Origin of the sequence: uncultured Pseudoalteromonas sp. (assembly GCF_963922945.1) — a bacterium.
GTDB lineage: Bacteria > Pseudomonadota > Gammaproteobacteria > Enterobacterales > Alteromonadaceae > Pseudoalteromonas.
In genome coordinates this window covers 16,883-39,177 of record NZ_CAWUKC010000035.1, presented here as the reverse complement: position 1 = coordinate 39,177, position 22,295 = coordinate 16,883, and the positions used below count along the sequence as shown (strand labels likewise).

The window sequence follows — 22,295 nt, the reverse complement described above, 5'->3', positions numbered from 1 at the left end:
TGAGGTTAGATACCAAGATTCTAAAACTGTGGCCAAAATTAGTTGACCACTACAACTTACAAAGAGAATAGATCAAGTTATTGAAGAAATTGAAGCTTTAAAAGGTCAACCTGTAATGAGCAGCAATATCTCGAAAAGAAATATTGAATTTGTAGAGCAACACTTAACCCTATTTGATATACATCGCAATGGGTTAGAAAGCTTGAGCCTTAAGGAAGGATCTTTTCAAGTATTATATGTAGAAGGGCTAGTTAAGAATTTAGGTGAGCTTAAAAGGAACCTTTGCAAAATAAATATGCTATTAAGTGAGTTATATAGAGTTAAAACTCCTAAAATAGCTTTTATAACAGATGAATTAGAGACGTTGACTAATTTTATGTTTAGTTTATTAAAAAAATTAGAAATTCAGTTTGCTAGCGATTCACAGCATAATGTTACAAGCGAGATTGAATTGTTAAAAAGTGATATTTTGAAATTGAATCAGTTTGTAAACTCACAGAATTATAAATAACAGGAACATTAAAAAAAGCTCTAAACCAAAGATCTAGAGCTTTCTATATACAATTAAAGTTTAGCTAAAGCAATAAGCTTTAATGTGTTGTTGGGTTTCGCTTCACTCAACCCAACCTACGTTTGACACAAATCAACTAAAAGCTTACAGCTTACAGCTTATTTTAATCATCAATCGAGCGTAGTAGGGCATTTATGCCTACTTTTTCGCGTGTTTGTTGATCTACTTTTTTCACAATGATTGCAGCGTATAGGCTGTGCGTGCCATCTTTTGATGGTAGTGCGCCTGGCACAACTACAGCGCCTGCTGGTACGCGGCCGTAGTGAATTTCACCAGTTTCGCGGTCGTAAATACGGGTGCTTTGGCTAATGTAAACACCCATTGAAATTACAGCACCTTCTTCTACTACGACGCCTTCAACAATTTCAGAGCGTGCGCCAATAAAACAGTTGTCTTCAATGATGGTTGGGTTAGCTTGAAGCGGCTCTAAAACGCCACCTATGCCTACGCCGCCCGATAAGTGTACGTTTTTACCAATTTGTGCGCATGAACCAACAGTTGCCCATGTATCTACCATGGTGCCTTCATCTACAAATGCGCCAATGTTTACGTACGATGGCATAAGTACAACGTTTTTACCTACAAAGCTGCCTTTACGGGCTACCGCATTGGGTACTACGCGCATGCCGCCTTGCTGAAATTGCTCTGGCGTGTAGTCGCTAAATTTAAGCGGGACTTTGTCGTAAAATTGGTTTACGCCGTCGTTCATTGGTTGGTTGTCGCGAATACGAAACGATAGTAATACGGCTTTTTTAAGCCATTGGTGAACAACCCATTCGCCTGATATCTTCTCTGCAACACGGGCAGCGCCGCTATCAAGTAGCTCTAGTGCGTCAATAATCGCTTGTTTAACATCGCTTGATACACTGCTTGGGCTAATGCTATCACGGTTATCCCAGGCGTTTTCGATCATGGTTTTTAAGTCTGACATGGTGTGTCCTTATTCTGTTTCGGCGTTGAATTTTTTACGTAATGCCTGATGAATTTTTGCTTGCTCTTCATCAGTCAGCGCTTGATATTCGTTATTTGATACGACAAAGAAATCCTCTGCACGTTCACCTACCGTGGTAATACGGGCAGCGTGAATGTGTAATAAATGCGCTTGGAAAACTTCGGCAATTTTGGTTAGTAAACCAGGTATATCAACAGCTTGAATTTCTATTAGGCTGCGATCTTTACGTGCGTGAGGACGCAGCACAATTTTAGGTTTAATATTAAAATCTTTAAATCGTTGCGAACGATTCTTTTTAAAGCGTATTTTTTTACGCGGTTCGTTGAGTGCTTGCTCAAGACCGCGTTTAATTGATTGTGCGCGACTACTTGCAATAGGGTCGCCGCTCACTTCAAGTATAACAAAGTTAAATAGGGCGTAGCCATCTTTAGTTGTAAGCACCTGTGCATGCTGTATTTGCGCTTTTTTAGAGCCAATTACGCTTACTAAGCGGGCAAATAGGGGGCCTGAATATGGGCTGTACGCAAATACTTGCGTGCCACCGTGCATTGCTTTATCAGACACTATGACGCTCGGTGCGCTCAAATCTGTACACTTAAGTAAATGCTCGCTTTGCCATGATATTTGCTGCTCGCTAAAGGCAGTAAAATAATTGGCTTTAAAGCGACTCCAAATTAAGTCAATTTGCTCTTCTGCGTAGCCTAAATTAAGTAGGCGTTGTTTGGCTTGATGTTTTTTATCGCGTATTTGGTCGCGTTGATCCATTGGGTTTTCAAGCCCTAGACGCAGTGCACGTTGTGTGTGCAGGTATAGCTCGCGTAGTAGGGTGTTTTTCCAATCATTCCATAAATTGTCGTTGGTGGCGCGTATATCAGCAACAGTTAAACAATATAAATAATCGAGTTGGCGCTCTGTTTTTACTCGTGAGGCAAAGTCTTTAATAACACTTGGGTCATTAATGTCTTTACGTTGCGCGGTAACCGACATAAGTAAATGGTTACCAACGAGCCACGATATGAGCTTACCGTCTGATGATGGAAAGCCATGCAGTTTAGAAAAGGCAATGGCATCAACCGAACCAAGCTCAGAGTGATCACCGCCACGGCCTTTAGCAATATCGTGAAAAATACCTGCTAAATAGAGCAGCTCAGGTTTGTCCATGCGCGTAACTATTTCACTACAAATAGGAAATTCGCTCACTTTAGATTTATCAAAATACTGGTAAATATTATTGATTAATTTGTGGGTGTGCTCATCTACTGTATAGGCATGGAATAAGTCAAATTGCATTTGCCCAAATATATTACGCCACTGCGGTAAATACGCGGCCAACATCCCGTGTTTGTGCATGAGCGTGAATGCGCGGCCCATGCCGTTAGGGTGTTTTACAATGCGCATAAATGCCTCGCGACATGCGGCATAATCTTGTAAGTCACCTAATAAACGCCTACGCACTTGCCTAATGGTACGAATAGTACTTGGATAAATATGGGTAATTTCGGGGTTATCGGCGATATGTTCAAATAAAACAAAAAGTTGATCACGTCTAAAAAAGACCGATGGGTTTTTAACCCTAATTTGATGCCCAACGCGCTCAAAATCTTTGTCAAGCTCAACCACTGGCGCTTCGCTACTCTCTGGCATAATGCTTTCTTCAAAGTACGATAGCAGCATTTGGTTAAGCTCGCGTACGCGGCTCATTATTCTAAATAAGCGTTTCATCATACGCTCAACCGAGGCTTTACCATCACTTCCAAACCCGAGTATTTCTGCGGCGTTGGGTTGATGGTCAAACAGTAAGCGGTTTTCTGAGCGCCCAGCGGCTAAATGCAATGCAAAGCGAATATTCCAAAGGTTTTCTAGGCACTCCGAGAGCTCTTGAAACTCCTCATGTGTTAGGTAGCCGTGGTTAATTAGCTCTTGCAAGGTTTCGGCTCTAAAGTGCTTTTTAGCAACCCAAATAATCGTTTGAAGGTCACGCAGGCCCCCAGGGTTTTCTTTTATGTTTGGCTCTAAGTTGTAAGCTGTACCGTGGCACTTTTTGTGACGCAAGTTTTGCTCTTGCACTTTGGCCACAAAAAATTCGCCTGAGCGCCACACTGGGGTTTCTATAATGTGTTTTTTGAGTTTCTCAAACTCAATATGGTTACCAAAGATTAGCCGGCTTTCGAGCAAGCTGGTGGCAAAGGTCACATCTTCGCGCTTTTGTTCTATGGCTTGCTCAATGGTTCGGACACTGTGGCCTATCTCTAAATTCAGATCCCACAGCATGGTAACAAATTGACCAATTTTTTCGCATATTTGTTCGCTTGGCGGCTGCGTGACAAGTAATAAAAAGTCAATATCGGAGTAGGGGTGTAATTCGCCACGGCCGTAGCCACCTACCGCGATAAGGGCTAGATCAGGCTCGTGAGCTAAATCGTAAACATGAAACAGTTTAATCAGCAGGCGGTCTATAAATTCAGCCCGGGCATTAATTAAATTACCAACTGGTTGCTTAGAAAATTGGTTATGTAACCACTTATAAAAATAGCTAGAACAATCGCGATAATCGCTCAGTTGCTCAGCCTCGCTGAGCAACTTTTTTACTTTGTTGGGTAATGCCACGTGGGCTGGCTCCTTATTGAACCGTTCACACTTAATAAGCTGTGTTCATTAAGTGCTGTGGTTTTGTTATTAGTGTTCGATAATCCTGTCGATAGTATCATCTGATCGCAGCGTTAAAATTTCAACACCATTTTCAGTCACTAATAAAGTGTGTTCCCACTGTGCAGACAAGCTACGGTCACGTGTTACAACGGTCCACTCATCTTTTAAAAGCTTACACTGGCGTTTACCAGCGTTAACCATAGGCTCTATTGTTAAACACATACCCGCTTTAAGTGTTTCGCCAGTACCTGCTTTACCATAGTGCATTACTTGCGGCTCTTCATGAAACTCGCTACCAATGCCGTGGCCGCAGTATTCGCGTACAATAGAGTAGTTAAAGCTTTCTGCATATTTTTGAATTGCTTCGCCAATATCACCCAAGCGTACACCGGGTTTAACCATTTTAATGGCAAGGTATAAGCTTTCTTGTGTTACTTGTGCAAGGCGCTTGCCTTGAATGTTAGGCGTACCGACATGAAACATTTTAGATGTGTCACCGTGGTAACCGTCTTTAATGACGGTTACATCAATATTGACGCTATCGCCATCTTTTAATGGTTTGTCATTTGGAATACCGTGACAAATTACATGGTTTACAGAGGTGCATACCGACTTAGGAAAACCGTGATAATTAAGTGGCGCAGGGATAGCATCTTGCACATTGACAATATAATCATGACAAATTGTATTTAGCTCATCAGTAGTCACACCCGGCACTACATGTGGTTCAATCATTTCAAGTACGTCAGCCGCTAAACGCCCGGCTACACGCATTTTTTCAATTTCTTCAGGGGTCTTGATCACAGCGCTCATTGAGGCTCCAAAGTTGCATTTTTAACATTTATCGTCGCACAAATTTTGCACGCGACGTTGAGTATTTAATTTTAATATGGTATAAAGCGCGCCGTCTTTTTACAAATAAATTCTTAAATGATTTTTTGTATTTAAGGCAAACACAATTTTATTTTAACACACACACGTATCGTCACATACACTTGGGTGCATTTGAAGTTTAGATACTTCGGTGTTGGTGCTATGGGATATGTGGAGGCCTAACCCTAAACTACATAGAGGATTTACAAAATGGCAAACGTTTCAATGCGCGATATGCTTCAAGCTGGTGTTCACTTTGGTCACCAAGCACGTTACTGGAACCCTAAGATGAAGCCTTTCATCTTCGGCGCTCGTAACCGTGTACATATCATCAACCTTGAGCAAACTGTACCAATGTTCAACGATGCACTTAAGTTTTTATCAAGTGCTGCTGCAAACAAAGGTAAAGTTCTTTTCGTTGGTACTAAGCGCGCAGCAAGCGAAGCAGTTAAAGAAGCTGCTTTACAAAGCGACCAGTACTTCGTTAACCACCGCTGGTTAGGTGGTATGTTAACTAACTGGAAAACAGTTCGTCAGTCTATCAAACGTCTTAAAGACCTTGAAGTTCAAAGCCAAGACGGTACTTTCGAGAAGTTAACTAAGAAAGAAGCGTTAATGCTTACTCGTGAAATGGAAAAGCTTGAAAAGAGCCTTGGCGGTATCAAAAACATGGGTGGCCTTCCAGACGCTATCTTCGTTATCGATGCTGACCACGAGCACATCGCTATCCGTGAAGCAAACAACCTAGGTATTCCAGTTGTTGCAATCGTTGATACTAACTCTAACCCAGACGGTGTTGATTACATCGTACCTGGTAACGATGATGCTATCCGTGCAATCAACCTTTACACTAGCTCTGTTGCAGCTGCTATCAATGAAGGTCGTGAGAGCAACATCGTTGCTCAAGCTGAAAAAGACGACTTTGTAGAAGCTGAGTAATTAGCTGTCATCAAGTCTTCATCTTTTTAAGGTGGAGACTTGCTATTCTTGTAGAGCGGTTTACCCGCTTATCTAATACCTGATTTCAGATTTGAGGATTTACTAATGGCTGTAACTACTGCCCTAGTTAAAGAATTACGCGAGCGTACTGGCGCTGGCATGATGGATTGTAAAAAAGCGTTAACCGAAACTAATGGTGACATTGAGTTAGCAATTGAAAACATGCGTAAGAGCGGTGCTGCAAAGGCTGCTAAAAAAGCAGGTAACATTGCTGCTGAAGGTACTATCATCATCAAGAAAAGCGAAGGTGTTGCAGTACTTGTAGAAGTTAACTGTCAAACTGACTTCGTAGCTAAAGATGCAAGCTTCTTAGCGTTTGCTAACAAAGTTGCAGATTCTGCGATTGCTGAAACTACGTCTATCGAAGACTTACAAGCTAAGTTTGAAGAAGACCGTGTTGAGCTAGTAACTAAAATTGGTGAAAACATCAATGTGCGTCGTCTTCAGTACATCACTGGTGAACAACTAGTTGAATACCGTCACGGTGAGCGTATTGGTGTTGTTGTTGCAGGTGTTGCTGATGAAGAAACACTTAAGCACGTTGCAATGCACGTTGCTGCTTCAAACCCAGATTACCTAACTCCAGATGACGTACCTGCTGATGTTGTTGAAAAAGAAAAGCAAGTACAAATCGACATCGCGATGAACGAAGGCAAGCCTGCTGAAATCGCTGAGAAAATGGTTGTTGGTCGCATGAAGAAATTTACTGGTGAGGTTTCTCTTACTGGTCAAGCTTTCATCATGGAACCTAAAAAATCTGTTGGCGAAATTCTTAAAGAGAAAAACGCGACAGTTACTGGCTTTGTACGTATGGAAGTTGGTGCAGGTATCGAGAAGAAAGAAGAAGATTTTGCTGCTGAAGTTGCTGCTCAAATTGCAGCTGCAAAAGGCGAGTAAGATTAACTATTTGTGATGCATAAGGAAATTAGATGCCATTAAAGTACTATTTGCTTTTGCGTCACGCTTAGAAATTCTTTAAAATAACCGCGCTTTTATGTTCATCATAAGCGCGGTTATTTTTTACCCATAATTTAATAAAAAGTTGGCCCCAATATTATGACTATCAATCGTAAACCTATTTTTAGACGTGTTCTTCTCAAATTAAGTGGTGAAGCTTTAATGGGAGACGAAGGCTTCGGCATCGACCCTAAAGTACTAGATCGTATGGCTCAAGAGATAAAGGAGCTGGTAGAACTTGACGTAGAAGTGGGATTAGTTATCGGTGGTGGTAACTTTTTACGTGGCGGTTCACTAGCAGAGGCTGGCATGAACCGCGTAGTTGGTGACCACATGGGTATGCTTGCAACGGTAATGAACGGCCTTGCAATGCGTGATGCGCTACACCGTGCATTTGTTAATTGTCGTTTAATGTCGGCAATTCCGCTTAATGGTGTATGTGATGCATATAATTGGGCTGAAGCAATTAGCTTATTAAAATCTGGCCGTGTCGTTATTTTTTCGGCAGGTACGGGCAACCCGTTCTTTACTACTGATTCTGCTGCGTGTTTACGCGGTATTGAAATTGAAGCTGACACAGTAATTAAAGCCACTAAAGTTGATGGTGTATTCAGCGATGACCCGGTTAAAAACCCAGACGCCACTCTTTATCGTCATTTAAGCTACAATGAAATTATTGATAAAGAATTAAAAGTAATGGATTTAGCGGCGTTTACACTCGCTCGCGATCATAATATGCCGTTGAGCGTATTTAACATGAATAAATCAGGCGCATTAAAACGCGTAATTATGGGTGAAGAAGAAGGCACGCTTATCTCTTCACAAGCCTCAGTTGAACAAATCAAATAATTAGGATTAAACCGTGATTAACGATATTCAAAAAGATGCGCAAGAGCGCATGCAAAAAAGTGTAGCAGCACTAGGTAGTCAACTATCAAAAATCCGTACCGGTCGTGCTCACCCAGCAATTTTAGACGGTATCATGGTATCGTACTATGGTGCAGACACGCCGCTTAACCAAGTTGCTAACGTGACCATCGAAGACTCTCGTACACTTGCTATTGGTGTATTTGACAAGTCTTTAGCGCAAGCAGTAGAAAAAGCGATTATGGCGTCTGACTTAGGTCTAAACCCTATGTCTGCAGGTACAGTGATTCGTGTACCTCTTCCTCCGCTTACAGAGGAACGCCGTAAAGATTTAATCAAAATTGTACGTGGTGAAGTAGAAAGCGGCCGAGTAGCTGTACGTAACATCCGTCGTGATGCAAATGGCGATGTAAAATCATTATTAAAAGATAAAGAAATATCTGAAGATGAAGCGCGCCAAGCAGAAGATACAATTCAAAAGCTGACAGATAAATTCATCAAAGAGATGGATACGCAACTGACTGCCAAAGAAGCTGAATTGATGGAAATCTAAACCGCTTTATAACCTCAATGCGGGTTATGAAATATATTAGTTTTGAAACGCCGTCTAGGGTATACTAGGCGGCGTTTTTTTATGGAATACTCAATATTTATGGTTCTAGACGCTGATACAATTTCACAGCAATGTTTACCTAAACATGTTGCCATCATCATGGATGGTAACGGGCGTTGGGCGCAAGCTAGAAATAGACCTCGTGTGTTCGGGCATAAAAAAGGCGTAGATGCAGTTCGTCAATCTGTACAGTTTTGTACTAAATTAGGCATACAATCATTAACCCTATTTGCTTTTAGTAGTGAAAACTGGCGCCGCCCTGAAGACGAAGTAAACACTTTAATGGAGCTTTTTTTGTTTGTTTTAACAAAGGAAGTTAAAAAGCTTCATAAAAACAATGTAAAACTGACCATTATTGGAGACTTATCACGATTCTCTGAGAGTTTACGTAGCAAAGTAGATGCTGCGCATAAGCTAACAGCAGATAACACCGGGTTGCATTTAAATGTGGCTGCCAATTATGGTGGTAGATGGGATATGGCAAATGCAGCAAAGCAACTCGCACAGCAAGTTGCAGACGGACAACTCAAGGCAGAGGATGTTACAGAAGAGCGCTTAGCACAGCATATGAGCATGTCAGACCAAGCAGAGCTGGATTTATTAATTCGTACTGGTGGTGATGTTCGTATTAGTAACTTTTTACTATGGCAAGCTGCTTACGCAGAACTTTACTTTACCGATACGCTTTGGCCTGATTTTAATGAAGCTGCTTTTGCTGAAGCCATCGCGTGTTACGTTGCCAGAGAGCGACGTTTTGGTTGTACGGGCGAACAAATAAAACAATTACTCGCTCAACCTAAATAGAATAAGGGTCATTATTTTGTTAAAACAACGAATTTTAACTTCGGTTGTATTAGCGCCGTTAGCGCTAGCCTTGGTTTTTTATACGCCACTAACAATGTTTAGTTATTTTGCCGCTATTATTGTATTGCTTGGTGCGTGGGAGTGGTCTGCTTTTATGGGACTATGTACAAAATTAAAACGCGGCGCATTTGTCGCGTTAATTGCCGCCTTACTAGCACTATTAAATTTACACTGGCCTATTGAGGCTTTGTGGAAAGAGGGGCAATTAGTTGGCGATGCAAATTATTTATTTACGCTCTCATTTGCGTGGTGGATTGTAGCTAGTTATTTAGTTTGGCGTTACCCAGCCATGGCAAAAGCGTGGAACGAAGGTTTAGTCATGCGCGGTATTGCTGGGCTGTTAACTTTAATACCTTTGTGGCTGGCGCTCAATACTTTACGCAGTGCTCAATACGCAGAATCAACACACTTTGGTTCGGTACTGATTTTAGTGGTATTAGGTATCGTGTGGAGTGCTGACATCGGGGCCTACTTCACCGGAAAAAGTTTTGGTAAGCATAAGTTAATGCCTAAAGTTAGCCCTAATAAAACCATTGAGGGCTTAGCCGGTGGTGTGGTTGCATCAATTATATTTGTTTTAGCTTTTTGTCACTTTACCGGAGTAGATTTTGCAGTTTGGCCTATTTACGCACTTATGACTGCTTTTATAGCCCTGTTTTCAGCTGTTGGTGATTTACTAGAAAGTATGTTTAAACGAGAAGCTGGCTTAAAAGATAGCGGACGCTGTTTACCTGGTCACGGTGGTATTTTAGACAGAATCGATAGCTTAACGGCTGCAGCCCCCATATTTGTAATGTGTTATGCATGGACCTTGAGTTTATGAGCCAGCAGCAACACCTTGTTATCTTAGGCGCTACGGGTTCAATTGGGTTAAGTACACTGGATGTAGTAGCGCGAAATAAAGATTTATTTAATGTGTTTGCACTCACTGCAGGGCAAAATGCTAAAAAAATGGCTGAGCTGTGTATTGAGCACAACCCACTATATGCAGTGATGGCGACACAAGCAGGCGCAGAAGCGCTTAGCGATTATTTAACTAATACTTCATGCCAAACTCAAGTTATGCACTCAGTGCAAGCTATGAGCGATTTATGTGCTCACCCTGATGTGGATACTGTGATGTCGGCTATTGTTGGTGCTGCCGGTTTACTGCCTACACTCAGTGCTGTAGAAGCGGGTAAAAAAGTACTACTTGCCAATAAAGAATCGCTTGTGATGTCTGGTCAGTTGTTTATAGATAAAGTAAAACAGCATAAAGCCACATTACTCCCTATTGATAGCGAACATAACGCTATTTTTCAGTGTTTACCTCACTCATTACAAAATGCACAAAGCGATAAAAACCTGCAAGATAACGGTGTGAGTAAAATACTGCTTACTGGTTCTGGTGGGCCGTTTTTAAATCGCGACATAAACACGTTAAAAGATGTAACAGTGGGCGAAGCCGTCGCTCATCCTAACTGGTCTATGGGGCAAAAAATATCGGTTGATTCAGCCACCATGATGAACAAAGGTCTTGAATTTATTGAGGCTAAGTGGCTGTTTAATTGTGATGCCAGTGATATAGATGTGGTGATCCATCCGCAAAGTATTATTCATTCAATGGTGCAGTACCATGATGGATCTATTTTAGCGCAAATGGGTAACCCTGATATGCGTACACCAATAGCGCATGCACTTGCATACCCAGAACGAATCGATGCTGGTGTAAAACCACTGAATTTTGCTGATATTTGTGATTTTTCGTTTACAAAGCCAGACTTTGCGCGTTACCCCAACTTACAACTTGCTATTGATGCGTGTAGTGCAGGACAAGGCGCAACCACGACAGTCAATGCTGCAAACGAAATAGCCGTTGCGGCCTTTTTAGGTGGCAAAATAGGGTTTACAGATATTTATAAAATTAATGCTCAAACACTCGACGATGCCGCGTTTACCGACGTACAAAGTCTAGATGAAATTTTAGAGTGTGACAAATTAGCCCGTGAACGTGCAGCGCAGCTAATAACAAAAGTGATTTATTAATATGTTAGATTTTTTTTGGAACCTTGGCTCATTTATTTTAGCGCTGGGTATTTTAGTTGCCATCCATGAGTATGGACACTTTTGGGTTGCGCGAAAAATGGGTGTTAAAGTACTGCGCTTTTCAATTGGTTTTGGAAAGCCGCTTTTAAAGTGGCATGATAAATACAACACCGAATACGTTATCGCGGCCATACCGCTCGGTGGTTACGTTAAAATGCTTGATGAGCGAGTCGATGATGTACCACAAAGCGAGCGCCATTTATCATTTAACGCTAAATCGGTTCAGGCTCGTATTGCGATTGTCGCTGCAGGCCCGCTGGCTAACTTTTTATTCGCCATTGTCGCTCTTGCGACTATGTACATGGTGGGCGTGCAATCTGTAAAGCCTGTGGTTGGCAATATTACAGAAGGAAGTAGGGCTGAGCAGGCAGGCATTATGCCTTCTGAGCAGATTATTAAAATTGGCGATGATGAAATTACCACCTGGCAAGATGCAACCTTTGCACTTATGTCGAGCTTAGGTGAACAAAATGTGCCTGTGGTTGTGCGCAATCAAAACTATCAAGAACAAACAAAAGTACTCAATGTAGAGGGGTGGAAGCTTGATCAACAAGATGTGCCACCACTTAGCTCACTGGGTATTGTCCCTTTTAGGCCGCAAGCTACATTAACTATTGCTGCTATTACTAAAAACTCGGCTGCAGAACTGGCAAATTTACAGGTTAACGATACGATTATCGCTGTAAATGGTGAAACAATAAGCGATTGGCAGCAATTAGTTAATCTTATTACGCAATCGGCTAACAAATCTTTACAATTTAGTGTAAAAAGGCAAGATAGTATAAATAGCGTAACAGTAACGCCTAAATCGCGTATTAATGAGCAGGGTATTGAGCAAGGCTTTTTAGGGGTTGCACCCGTTGTAGAACCTTGGCCAGAAGGCTACGTTGAAACCCGTAGCTTTGGCCCGCTTGATAGTATAGTGCGTGGTACTCAAGAGACATGGCGCCTTATCACGCTAAGCTTTGATATGATTGGTAATTTAATTACAGGTCAGGTTTCGGTTAAAAACTTAAGTGGTCCGGTAGGCATTGCAGTGGGTGCAGGAACTAGCGTAAGCTATGGGTTAGTTGCATTTTTAAGCTTTTTAGCACTAATAAGTGTTAACTTGGGTGTATTTAATTTATTACCTCTGCCAGTGCTTGATGGTGGACACTTAATGTATTACATAATTGAACTTTTCCGTAAAAAGCCGGTCTCTGAAAAGACACAAGAATTTGGTTTTAAAGTGGGCGCATTACTGCTCATCTTTTTAACATGCTTCGCTTTGTTCAATGATGTATCGCGTTTGTAGCTACAGCGTGACAGTTACTAATTAGAACACGATTGTAAGCATCACTCTTTATTAGATTTGATGTTAAGCGGTAATACAGTTGTAAAGGATAAAGATAATAAAATGGCTATAAAAAAACATTTGGCAGTTTCAAGTTTATTGGGTGCAAGCTTTGCAGCCCTGGGCCAAAACTCCTTTATTGTTGAAGATTTAAAAATTGAAGGCTTGCAACGTGTCGCACTCGGTGCAGCACTAACGCATGTACCTATCAATGTAGGCGATAACGTAGATGACTATACGATTTCAAAAACAATAAAGTCACTTTATCGTTCAGGTCACTTTGATAACATCAAAGCGTTACGCGATGGTAATAACGTTATTTTTAAGGTTACTGAGCGTCCCACTATTAGCTTTATTGAGTTTGAAGGCAATAAAGATATAAAAGACGAGCAGCTTAACGAATCACTCGATCAGCAAGATATTCGCCAAGGTGAGCCTCTTGATAAGACCGTTATCGATAACATCGAAAAAGGCTTAGTTGAGTTTTTCCACAGTATTGGTAAATACAACGCCACGGTTGATATTAGCGTAACTAAGTTGCCGCGTAACCGTGTAAAACTTAAGCTTGAATTTGATGAAGGTGAAGCGGCCTCTATTCGTCAAATTAACTTAGTGGGTAACGAATTATTTTCTAATGAAGAACTTTTAAAGCTTGCAGAGTCACAGCAGGATTTACCGTGGTGGCAGTTTATGGGTAGCGATCGTTACCAAAAACAAACCATTGAAGGCGATTTGGAAAAAATTCGTAGCTTTTATTTAGACCGCGGTTACTTACGCTTTAATATCGACTCTACACAAGTATCTGTCAGTCCTGAGCGTGAGTCTGTGTATGTAACAGCTAACCTAACGGAAGGTGTTAAGTACACAGTTAAAGGGTTTGACTTTATTGGTGATCTACTTGGTCGAGAAGAGCTAATTAAAAGCGTTATTCCACTTCGCGCCGGCGAGCTTTATAACGGCTCAGTAGTCACTTCATCTGAAGAGTTTATAAAAAGTTACTTAGCGCGCTTTGGCTATGCCAATGCAGAAGTACGTACCATTCCTGAAATTGATGATGAAAAGCAAGAAGTGCAGCTTACATTGTCGGTAAATCCAGGTAAGCGTGTGTACGTGCGTCGTATTATTGTTGGTGGTAATCAAAATACCGCAGATGAAGTACTTCGCCGTGAAATGACACAACTTGAAGGTGCATGGTTATCGAATCAGAACCTTGAGCGCTCTAAACTGCAAATTCAACGTTTACCTTACATGGAAAGTGTTGATTTTAACGTAGTACCTGTGCCGGGTGTCGATGACCAAGTAGACGTTGATTTTACAGTAAAAGAGCAATCTGCTGGTAGCTTTAACGCGGGCTTAGCGTATGGTTCATATGCAGGGCTTCAGTTTAATATTGGTGTAACCGAATCTAACTTTTTAGGTACGGGTAATCAAATTGGCTTAAACCTAAATACCTCTACAGGTTCAGAAAGCATTAGTTTATCGTATACCGACCCTTACTTCACGCCCGATGGCGTATCGCAAGGTAGCAGTATTTTTTACAATAACTATGATGCGAGTAAATTTAGCTTAGTAGATTATAAGTCTACAAGTTACGGCATTGGTACCAACGTTGGTTTTCCAATTGATGCGATAAACCGTGTTAACTTTGGTGTGCGTTGGGTCAAAGAAGAGTTATCAGAAATTGCAGAGTACGAGCAAACACGCGTACTTCGTGAAACCTTCTTAGATGAAGAAAATCCAGATGCTGGTTTTGACTTTACTAAATATGAGCTAAGCATTGGCTGGTCGCGTATTACCGTTAACCGTGGTTTATTCCCAACAGCGGGTTCGCGCCAAACATTAAATTTAACAGCCACAACGCCTAATTCAGACCTTCAGTACTTTAAACTGAACTACGATTCGCGTTTTTACTGGCCTATTTCTAATGACCATCGTTGGGTGTTCTCAACGCGTGCAGCGCTTGGTTACGGTAATGGCTATGGGTCGACTAATGGCTATGAACAAACACTGCCGTTCCAAGAGTACTTCCGTATAACTGAAATGGAACTACGTGGCTTTGACCGTAATACTATACTGCCTCGTGCTGTATCACGTATCCCTTCATCTATTCCTGGTACGCCGGGTGCTGATGGGTCTACTACCGGTAACATTGGCGGTGCAGAAGAGTTTGATATTTTAGTGCCACAAGGGCGTATTGGTGGTAACGCAAAAGCAGTAGCAGGTATGGAGTTAATTGTACCTACACCGTTCTTAGATGAAGAAAACACGAGTTCTGTGCGTACCAGTTTCTTTGTGGATGCTGCTAACGTATGGGATACTGAATTTAACGTTGACCGTTTCCAAAACTTAGCACCAGATGAGCGAGCTAAGTTAGATGATTACTCTGATCCAATGCGTTTTAGGGTATCAACCGGTCTATCTTTACAATGGATCTCTCCGATGGGTCCAATGCTGATTAGTTTTGCGTATCCATTGCAAAAAGAAGAAGATGACGATACAAAGACCATCAGCTTTAATATTAGTAACACTTTCTAAAGGAGTTTTTTGTGAAAAAATTATTTAAATCAACAGCCGTAGCCGTGTTAGCAACATTGATGATGGGCACCTCTGCAAGTGCATTCGCCCATAAAGTAGGCATTGTTGATATGCAAGAGATCTACAAGCAAATTCCTCAAATGGCTAAAATTGAGCAGTCTTTACAAACTGAGTTTGCTGAGCGTCGTCAAGAGCTTGAAAAACTACAAGGCGATATTCGCTTTGAAGCAGAAAAATTTAAGCGTGAAAGCACGACAATGAGCCAAGCTCAAAAAGATGCACTACGTGATAAAATCCAAGGCATGCAACAAAACCTTGCTGAAAAAGGTCGTCCTTTAGAGCAAGAAATCAAAGCGCGTCAAAACCAAGAGCTTGCTAAAGTTCAGGGTTTAATCATTAAAACAATTGAAGAAATTGCTAAAGACGGCGACTTCGATGAAGTTAAAGTAAAAGACACGACTATTTACTTTAACCCTAAAGAAGTAACTGATCTTTCAAGCAAAGTTGTATCAGCAGTTAGTAAGAAATAATCACTCTATGCAAAATTATACGCTTTCGCAAATTGCGGAACTTCTAGGCGCCGAACTTCAAGGTGATGGCGCTTTAGAAATTACAAAAATAGCTACACTTGCAAATGCCCGTTCTGGGCATATTGCATTTTTAGCGAACTCAAAATATCGCACCCAGCTTGAAACTACACAAGCCAGCGCAGTTATTGTTAGTGAAACCGATGCGCCGTACTTTAGTGGCGCAAAAGTTATTGTTGGAAACCCGTATGTAAGCTATGCAAAGCTTGCACAATTTATGGATACAACCCCACAAGCGGCACAGCAAGGTATTCACGCAAGTGCGACTATTCATCCAACTGCAACGGTAAGTAACAGTGCTGCCATTGGCGCCAATGTAGTGATAGAAGCCGGTGCTATCATTGGGGATAATGCACAAATTGGTCCGAACAGTTTTATCGGCGAACGTGTTAAAATAGGCTCTGGCACAAAGCTTTGGCCGAGTGTGACTATTTATCACGATGTTGAAATTGGCGCTGATTGTTTGTTCCAAGCAAATACTGTGATTGGCAGTGATGGATTTGGCTATGCAAACGAGCGCGGGCAGTGGGTTAAAATACCACAGCTAGGCTCTGTGATTATTGGTGACAAGGTTGAAGTGGGGGCAAGTACAACAATTGACCGTGGCGCACTTGATAACACGATTATACATAGCAATGTGATCATTGATAACCAATGTCAAATAGCACACAACGTTGAAGTTAACTCGGGTACTGCCATTGCAGGCTGTACAGTACTTGCTGGTAGTGTAACTATAGGTAAAAACTGCCAAATTGGCGGGATGACAGCAATTAATGGTCACATGTCAGTATGTGATGGTGTTATAATTACCGGCATGAGTATGGTGACAAAATCGATCACCGAGCCGGGTATTTACTCATCTGGTATGCCCCATACAACTAATAAAGAATGGCGTAAATCAATTGCTCACTTGCGTAACCTTTCAGACATGAAAGCTCGTCTTAAAGCGCTTGAAGCATTGGCTAAGTCATAAACGTTGAACACAAATAAGGATGCTATTTTGGCAAACGAATTAAATAGCCTTGATATTCAAGAAATTTTAAGTTTATTACCACACCGCTACCCGATGCTTTTAGTTGATCGTGTTATTGACTTTACGCCTGGCGAAAAGCTCCATGCGATTAAAAACGTGTCGGTTAACGAGCCAATTTTTACAGGCCACTTTCCAAACCAGCCAATTTTTCCAGGTGTGCTAATATTAGAAGCCATGGCACAAGCAACGGGGTTACTTGGTTTTAAAACAGTTGAGAACCGTGGCGACAACGAGCTGTACTTATTTGCTGCAGTAGATAATGCGCGTTTTAAACAGCCTGTAGTACCAGGTGATACTATGCATTTGCATGTAGAGTTTTTAAAAGAGCGTCGCAATATATGGAAATTTGCAGCTGAAGCAAGAGTTGATGGCAAAGTTGTGTGTAGTGCCGAAATTATGTGTGCGAGAAGAGAGTTTTAATAGTGATCCATTCTACAGCAATAATCGAACCTGGCGCTAAACTAGGCAACAATGTCTCAGTTGGTCCATATAGTTATATTGGCAATGATGTTGTGATCGGTGATGACTGTATTATTGAGTCTCACGTTGTTATTAAAGGACCATCTACAATTGGTTCTGGCAATCATATTTTCCAATTTGCGTCAGTAGGCGAAGCCTGCCAAGACAAAAAATATAACAACGAACCAACCACGCTTATTATGGGCGATAACAACGTTATACGTGAGTGTGCAACCATTCACCGTGGTACTATTCAAGACCAAGGTGTTACTAAAATTGGTAGCAATAACTTATTTATGGCGTATACCCACGTTGCTCACGATGCCGTAATTGGTAATAACGTTATATTTGCTAATAACGCAAGCGTTGCAGGCCACGTGCATGTGGGCGATTGGGTTATTTTAGGTGGTAACTCAGGTGTACATCAGTTCTGTAAAATTGGTGATCATGCATTTATTGGTATGTACTCAGGCGTTAATAAAGACGTACCGCCATTTGTAACCACTATTGGTATGCCAGCAGGCCCTGCAGCGACCAATAAAGAAGGTATGAAGCGTCGTGGCTTTGAAAGCGACGAAATTATGGCTGTACGCCGTGCTTATAAAGCGTTTTATCGTAAGAGCTTAAGTGTTGATGAAGCAATTGCCTCACTAAGTGAAGATGCCGCTAAGTATCCTGCTGTGCAAACTATGATTGATTTTGTAAAAAGCTCTGAGCGCGGTATCGTAAGATAAGCGCTGTTGCTTTTAAAAAAACCACCTAAGAGTAATCGATGGTGGTTTTTTATTGCCTATAGACTATTTTAATTCAGTTCACACTCAGCCACGTAAGGTTAACCTTTGCGCGATTTTTTAAAATTAAAGCGCGGTTATGTCCCTTACTAAGTTAATTTTTACTCTCAGTTTTTTATCAATTTTAGCTGCGTGTAGCAGCCAACCTATCGTTACCTCTGCTAATGGCGAGCGTACTCAGCTAGGTAAAGCCTCCTATTACGCTAATAAATACCATGGCCGGACAACCGCAAACGGCGAAACATTTAGCCAAAACGCATCCACTGCTGCGCATTTAGATTTACCCTTTGGTACAAAAGTAAAGGTGACAAACTTGGCAAATAATAAATCGGTAATCGTGAGAATAAACGACAGAGGCCCGTACGTTAGAGGGCGAGTTATTGATTTGTCGTTAGGTATGTTTAAAAAAATTGCCGACCCTAAAGTCGGCGTTATAGATGTATCAATCAGCGTTTTAAAACCGGGTAGTTAGGGCAACATAATCGGAATATTTTTCGCTAAGTGCTTTGTGCGTGCCTTGTGCTACCAGGCTGCCATTGTCTAGCCAAATAATATTATCCATTTGCGCTAATAAAGCAGGGTCGTGGGTAATAGTAAGTACGCTTGCGTTACTCATTACCTGCATAATCGCGTTCATTACCGTTTGCTTAGATTGATTATCAAGCCCTTCAGTAGGCTCATCAAGAACTAAAATAGCGGGGTTTTGTAACAACGCTTGCGCAATAGCGATGCGCCTTGATTGGCCTTGTGATACGCTTCTACCACCTGTACCAAGGCGTGTCTTTAAACCATCTTGGAGTTCAATAAACCAAGGCTCTAGCTGGGCCAGCTTGATGGCTTCAAGCATTTCTTCTTTTGTGACACTTGGCTTTGCATAGCGTAAGTTTTCACTTAATGTGCCATCAAAAATGTGGTGTTGCTGCGCGAGTATATTGATGATCCGTGCGCGGGTATCATTGCTCAATGTGTGAAAATCTTCCACGTTATTGCCATCGCTTAACCTAATACTACCTTGTTGCATAGGCCATAAACCGGTAAGTAGATTAACTAATGTAGTTTTACCACTACCACTTCTACCTACAATCGCTACTTTTTGCTGTGCTTTAAGGGTAAAGCTGATGTTAGTTAATGCAGTATGCTCTTGGTATTTATAGCCAATGTTATTGAGCGTCAAACTTGTATTGTTTTTATCAAACCGCATCTCAACTAACTCGGCGCTATTAGCTTCTTGCGTTGCGACTTTATCTTCAAGTGAGAAAAGCCTCTCGGCGGCTTTTAGTACGCTGGGTAGCTCTATAAATGCGTTAGGAAGCAGTAATACACTTTCAAAGCTTGCTAGTACAAATAGGCTTAGCATAGCCAGTTCAACATTCACCATGGCGCCGTTGTAAACAAGCGGTACAATAGTGACTATGGACCCTAGCATCGCTAGTTGCACAACCAGCAAGCTTAAACCGTCGCTGTTTGCGAGTGCTTTATGGCGGCTATAAAGTTGGTGGTTATATTGTTTGTTTAGCGAATCACATTTTGAAATTTGTCCAGCACTCGCCTGATAAACACTCAGCTCTCTGAGGCCTGTTAGGGTGTCGGATAACTCCGATCTAAGTTGTGCACTGAGCTGTGTTTCTTTATGGCTATTTTTATTTAATTTAGCACTTAATAAGGCTGGTAAAACAACACCGATTAATAATATGCCGATAAAACAAATAAGCGCAACGTTGGCATTATAAGCCGCCATAAACACCATAATAATTGGCACACTCAAAAGCGCCACCAGCATTGGCAGTAATATGTTTAAGTAAAATTTATCGAGCGCATCTACGTCATTTTGTAAGCGGTTGACTAAATCGGCGCTGCGACTCATTGCTAGATCTACATTGTTTAGCTTGCTTAGCGTGGCAAACATATTAACGCGTATTTCACTAAGTAGTAAAAATGTTGCGTTATGAGTTACTAAGCGCTCGCCGTAGCGCGATGCAGTGCGTACAATTGCTAAAAACCGAATGGTTCCTGCAGGGGTAAAGTAATTCATATGGACACCAGTAATACCGGCTGCAGCCATAGACGCTAAAAACCACCCCGAAATTGCTAATAACCCCACATTAGCAAGTACTGTTAACGTGGCTAAAAAAGTGCCCAGTAACATGGCTTTATAATGTGGGCGGCACAGCTTTAAGAGCCTAATAAAATTAGTCATTGTTTGCTCCTTGCACTTGAGTGCTTAGCAGTTCGCTAAACGCTCCATTTTGCTGGGTAAGTTGTGAGTAGGTACCTTGTTGAGCTATCTCACCATCTTGCATAACAAGGATATTGCTCGCGTTTTTTACCGTGTTTAACCTATGGGCAATGACCAATACTAAATGGGTTTTAGCGTACTCATTAATAGCTTGCTGAATAAGCTGTTCGGTTTGGCTATCGAGGTGGGCAGTGGGTTCATCCAGCACTAAAATAGGTGCTTGCTTTAAAAAGGCGCGGGCAAGGGCTATACGTTGTTTTTGCCCGCCAGAAAGTCCTTCGCCTTGCTCCCCTATGAAAGTTGCAAAACCATTTGGTAGTGCGTTTATAAAATCTAATGCGCCGGCTTGGTGTGCGGCTTGTTCAAGCGCTAGTTGTGTAGCATCTGGTTTTGCTATTTTTATATTATCGCTAATGCTTTGATAAAAAAGCGTTGGGGTTTGTGGGATCCACGCAATGACATTTTGTAAGGTATTAATACTTGATGCATCAAGTGGTTTATTATTAATGCTTATTTGCTCAATTACCTGCGGGTGAAACCCTAATAAACAATCAAATAAAGTACTTTTTCCCGAGCCACTTGCGCCCACTACAGCCACTAACCCTTTAGCGGGTAGCGTAAAGTTTATATTTTTTATGCCTTCATGACTGTCAGGGTAGGTAAAGTTTAAGTTGTTTATGCTTATTGAATTTATAGGCTCCTCAAACTTTGCTTCATTTTGCTGTGATTGCTCAGGAAGTGGCGCATTTAAAATAGTGACCATATCGGCCGCAGCGCTTATACCTTGCAAACGGGCGTGGTAGTGACTGCCTAATTGGCGAAGTGGTAAATAAAACTCTGGAGCGAGTAGTAACACAACAAAACCAGTTGCAAAATCAAGCGTGCCAAAAAACAGTCTAAAACCAATAATTACCGCAACGAGTGCCACGCTAATGGTGGCTAAAAATTCCAGTGCGAATGATGATAAAAAGGCAATTTTTAAAACACTGAGTGTTGCGTGTCTAAAGTCATCAGAAATTTTGGCTATTTGTTTAAGCTCTTTTTGCGTTGCATTAAACAGTTTAAGTTGTGTTAGACCCTGTACGCGGTCAAAAAAGTAATTACCAAGTACAGCTAATTGTTGCCAGCGCTGTTGATTGAGTGCCTCGGCCTTATGGCCAACCAAAATCATAAAAAATGGGATAAGCGGCGCGGTTAATAAAAATATTAAGCCTGCCTTGTAATCAGTAGGAAATATAACCACTAATATGGCCACTGGAATAAGCGCGCTATAAGCAACACCAGGTAAATATTTAGCGTAGTAATCGTGCAGTGCTTCAACGCCATTGTGTAAGGTGTTGAGTGTAGCGCCTTGGCCGTGTTGTTCAATATAACTTGGGCCAAGTTGCGTTAATTTGGTTAATAAGGTTTGGCGCATAGCCGACTTTATTTTAAGTGCCGCATAAGCACTGAGCCTTTCGCTAATTGCTAAAAACAGGGCTCTGAGTAAAATAATACCCGCAAGAGGCCAAAGTAAGTGAGTGACTTGCTCACGGCTTGCACCTGCAAACATGACGTTGTGAATAGCCTGTGCCAGTAAATACGCACCAGCAATCATTAAAATAGCGTTAAATGTGCCCAGTGCAATGCTTAACTTTAACCATGCACCGGCAGGTTTACTTTGCTTTTTTAAAAAAGCGCGCAGAGATTGCTGCTGCGCGCGATTTGGTCGGGGGTTAGTCGTCATCTTTTGTATTGTTAGCTTCGTTTAGTAAATCGTGCATAGGTTGTTCATCATCAGCAATACTGTTCTTATTTTGATGAAACTCGTACCACATTACATTTATAACCCCTAAAGTACAGGCTAAAAGTACCCCTAAAATCCAAGCGAAATACCACATAATTTAGTCTC

21 protein-coding genes are annotated in these 22,295 nt (G+C 41.5%); 15 read left to right on the top strand and 6 right to left on the bottom strand.

Going from position 1 to position 22,295, the window contains the following annotated elements:
* Nucleotides 1-115 precede the first annotated feature (115 nt).
* A complete protein-coding gene (locus AABI99_RS09495; RefSeq protein WP_338365487.1) occupies nt 116-511 on the top strand; it encodes a hypothetical protein in 396 nt (131 codons plus the stop codon).
* Between the two features lie 163 nt (nt 512-674).
* Here the strand turns inward: AABI99_RS09495 and dapD are convergent, their stop codons facing one another.
* From dapD to map, 3 genes are all read right to left on the bottom strand, one after another.
* Nucleotides 675-1,502 (bottom strand): 2,3,4,5-tetrahydropyridine-2,6-dicarboxylate N-succinyltransferase, encoded by an 828-nt coding sequence (dapD, locus tag AABI99_RS09490; RefSeq protein WP_064386073.1) that lies wholly within the window; start codon nt 1,500-1,502, stop codon nt 675-677.
* Nucleotides 1,503-1,511: 9 nt separating this feature from the next.
* A complete protein-coding gene (gene glnD, locus AABI99_RS09485; RefSeq protein WP_338365485.1) occupies nt 1,512-4,130 on the bottom strand; it encodes a [protein-PII] uridylyltransferase in 2,619 nt (872 codons plus the stop codon).
* A gap of 69 nt (nt 4,131-4,199) precedes the next feature.
* Nucleotides 4,200-4,985: a type I methionyl aminopeptidase gene (map, locus tag AABI99_RS09480; protein WP_004586917.1), complete on the bottom strand. Its 786-nt coding sequence runs from the start codon at nt 4,983-4,985 to the stop codon at nt 4,200-4,202.
* A 270-nt stretch (nt 4,986-5,255) separates the two neighbouring features.
* Between map and rpsB the strand changes: the two genes are divergently transcribed.
* The 14 genes from rpsB (at nt 5,256) to AABI99_RS09410 (ending at nt 18,640) form a co-directional block, all read left to right on the top strand.
* Nucleotides 5,256-5,984 carry a 30S ribosomal protein S2 gene (rpsB, locus tag AABI99_RS09475; protein ID WP_338365484.1) on the top strand — a complete coding sequence of 243 codons (729 nt, stop codon included), beginning with the start codon at nt 5,256-5,258 and terminating at the stop codon, nt 5,982-5,984.
* Nucleotides 5,985-6,089: 105 nt separating this feature from the next.
* On the top strand, nt 6,090-6,941 hold the full coding sequence (gene tsf / locus AABI99_RS09470) for a translation elongation factor Ts (protein WP_338365483.1): 852 nt from the start codon (nt 6,090-6,092) through the stop codon (nt 6,939-6,941).
* 159 nt (nt 6,942-7,100) lie between these two features.
* Nucleotides 7,101-7,850: a UMP kinase gene (gene pyrH / locus AABI99_RS09465; RefSeq protein ID WP_338365482.1), complete on the top strand. Its 750-nt coding sequence runs from the start codon at nt 7,101-7,103 to the stop codon at nt 7,848-7,850.
* A 13-nt stretch (nt 7,851-7,863) separates the two neighbouring features.
* Entirely contained in the window at nt 7,864-8,421 is a 558-nt protein-coding gene (frr, locus tag AABI99_RS09460; protein ID WP_338365480.1) for a ribosome recycling factor, read from the top strand.
* An 81-nt stretch (nt 8,422-8,502) separates the two neighbouring features.
* Nucleotides 8,503-9,285, top strand: a complete 783-nt coding sequence (locus AABI99_RS09455; RefSeq protein WP_338365476.1) for an isoprenyl transferase — start codon at nt 8,503-8,505, stop codon at nt 9,283-9,285.
* 16 nt (nt 9,286-9,301) lie between these two features.
* On the top strand, nt 9,302-10,168 hold the full coding sequence (locus tag AABI99_RS09450) for a phosphatidate cytidylyltransferase (RefSeq protein WP_338365475.1): 867 nt from the start codon (nt 9,302-9,304) through the stop codon (nt 10,166-10,168).
* Nucleotides 10,165-11,370, top strand: a complete 1,206-nt coding sequence (gene ispC / locus AABI99_RS09445) for a 1-deoxy-D-xylulose-5-phosphate reductoisomerase (protein ID WP_338365474.1) — start codon at nt 10,165-10,167, stop codon at nt 11,368-11,370. Before AABI99_RS09450 ends, ispC begins: the two co-directional genes overlap by 4 nt.
* A gap of 1 nt (nt 11,371) precedes the next feature.
* Nucleotides 11,372-12,724: a sigma E protease regulator RseP gene (gene rseP / locus AABI99_RS09440; protein WP_338365473.1), complete on the top strand. Its 1,353-nt coding sequence runs from the start codon at nt 11,372-11,374 to the stop codon at nt 12,722-12,724.
* A gap of 102 nt (nt 12,725-12,826) precedes the next feature.
* Entirely contained in the window at nt 12,827-15,298 is a 2,472-nt protein-coding gene (gene bamA / locus AABI99_RS09435) for an outer membrane protein assembly factor BamA (RefSeq protein WP_338365470.1), read from the top strand.
* Between the two features lie 11 nt (nt 15,299-15,309).
* The gene (locus AABI99_RS09430) at nt 15,310-15,828 is read left to right on the top strand and encodes an OmpH family outer membrane protein (RefSeq protein WP_004586927.1); all 519 of its coding nucleotides are present in this window, start codon (nt 15,310-15,312) and stop codon (nt 15,826-15,828) included.
* Between the two features lie 7 nt (nt 15,829-15,835).
* The gene (gene lpxD / locus AABI99_RS09425; protein WP_338365467.1) at nt 15,836-16,858 is read left to right on the top strand and encodes a UDP-3-O-(3-hydroxymyristoyl)glucosamine N-acyltransferase; all 1,023 of its coding nucleotides are present in this window, start codon (nt 15,836-15,838) and stop codon (nt 16,856-16,858) included.
* Nucleotides 16,859-16,885: 27 nt separating this feature from the next.
* A complete protein-coding gene (gene fabZ / locus AABI99_RS09420) occupies nt 16,886-17,338 on the top strand; it encodes a 3-hydroxyacyl-ACP dehydratase FabZ (protein WP_338365465.1) in 453 nt (150 codons plus the stop codon).
* 2 nt (nt 17,339-17,340) lie between these two features.
* Complete coding sequence (gene lpxA, locus AABI99_RS09415; protein ID WP_029773689.1) at nt 17,341-18,111, top strand: acyl-ACP--UDP-N-acetylglucosamine O-acyltransferase; 771 nt, start codon at nt 17,341-17,343, stop codon at nt 18,109-18,111.
* A gap of 136 nt (nt 18,112-18,247) precedes the next feature.
* Nucleotides 18,248-18,640 carry a septal ring lytic transglycosylase RlpA family protein gene (locus tag AABI99_RS09410; RefSeq protein WP_338365461.1) on the top strand — a complete coding sequence of 131 codons (393 nt, stop codon included), beginning with the start codon at nt 18,248-18,250 and terminating at the stop codon, nt 18,638-18,640.
* Here AABI99_RS09410 and cydC read toward each other — a convergent pair.
* The 3 genes from cydC to cydX are packed head-to-tail and all read right to left on the bottom strand — an operon-like array spanning nt 18,623 to nt 22,284.
* Nucleotides 18,623-20,365: a thiol reductant ABC exporter subunit CydC gene (gene cydC, locus AABI99_RS09405; protein WP_338365460.1), complete on the bottom strand. Its 1,743-nt coding sequence runs from the start codon at nt 20,363-20,365 to the stop codon at nt 18,623-18,625. The two genes, AABI99_RS09410 and cydC, sit on opposite strands and share 18 nt — an antisense overlap.
* A complete protein-coding gene (gene cydD, locus AABI99_RS09400; protein WP_338365458.1) occupies nt 20,358-22,130 on the bottom strand; it encodes a thiol reductant ABC exporter subunit CydD in 1,773 nt (590 codons plus the stop codon). The genes cydC and cydD overlap by 8 nt, the downstream gene beginning before the upstream one ends.
* Nucleotides 22,120-22,284: a cytochrome bd-I oxidase subunit CydX gene (gene cydX / locus AABI99_RS09395; RefSeq protein WP_004586934.1), complete on the bottom strand. Its 165-nt coding sequence runs from the start codon at nt 22,282-22,284 to the stop codon at nt 22,120-22,122. Before cydX ends, cydD begins: the two co-directional genes overlap by 11 nt.
* Nucleotides 22,285-22,295: the final 11 nt, after the last annotated feature.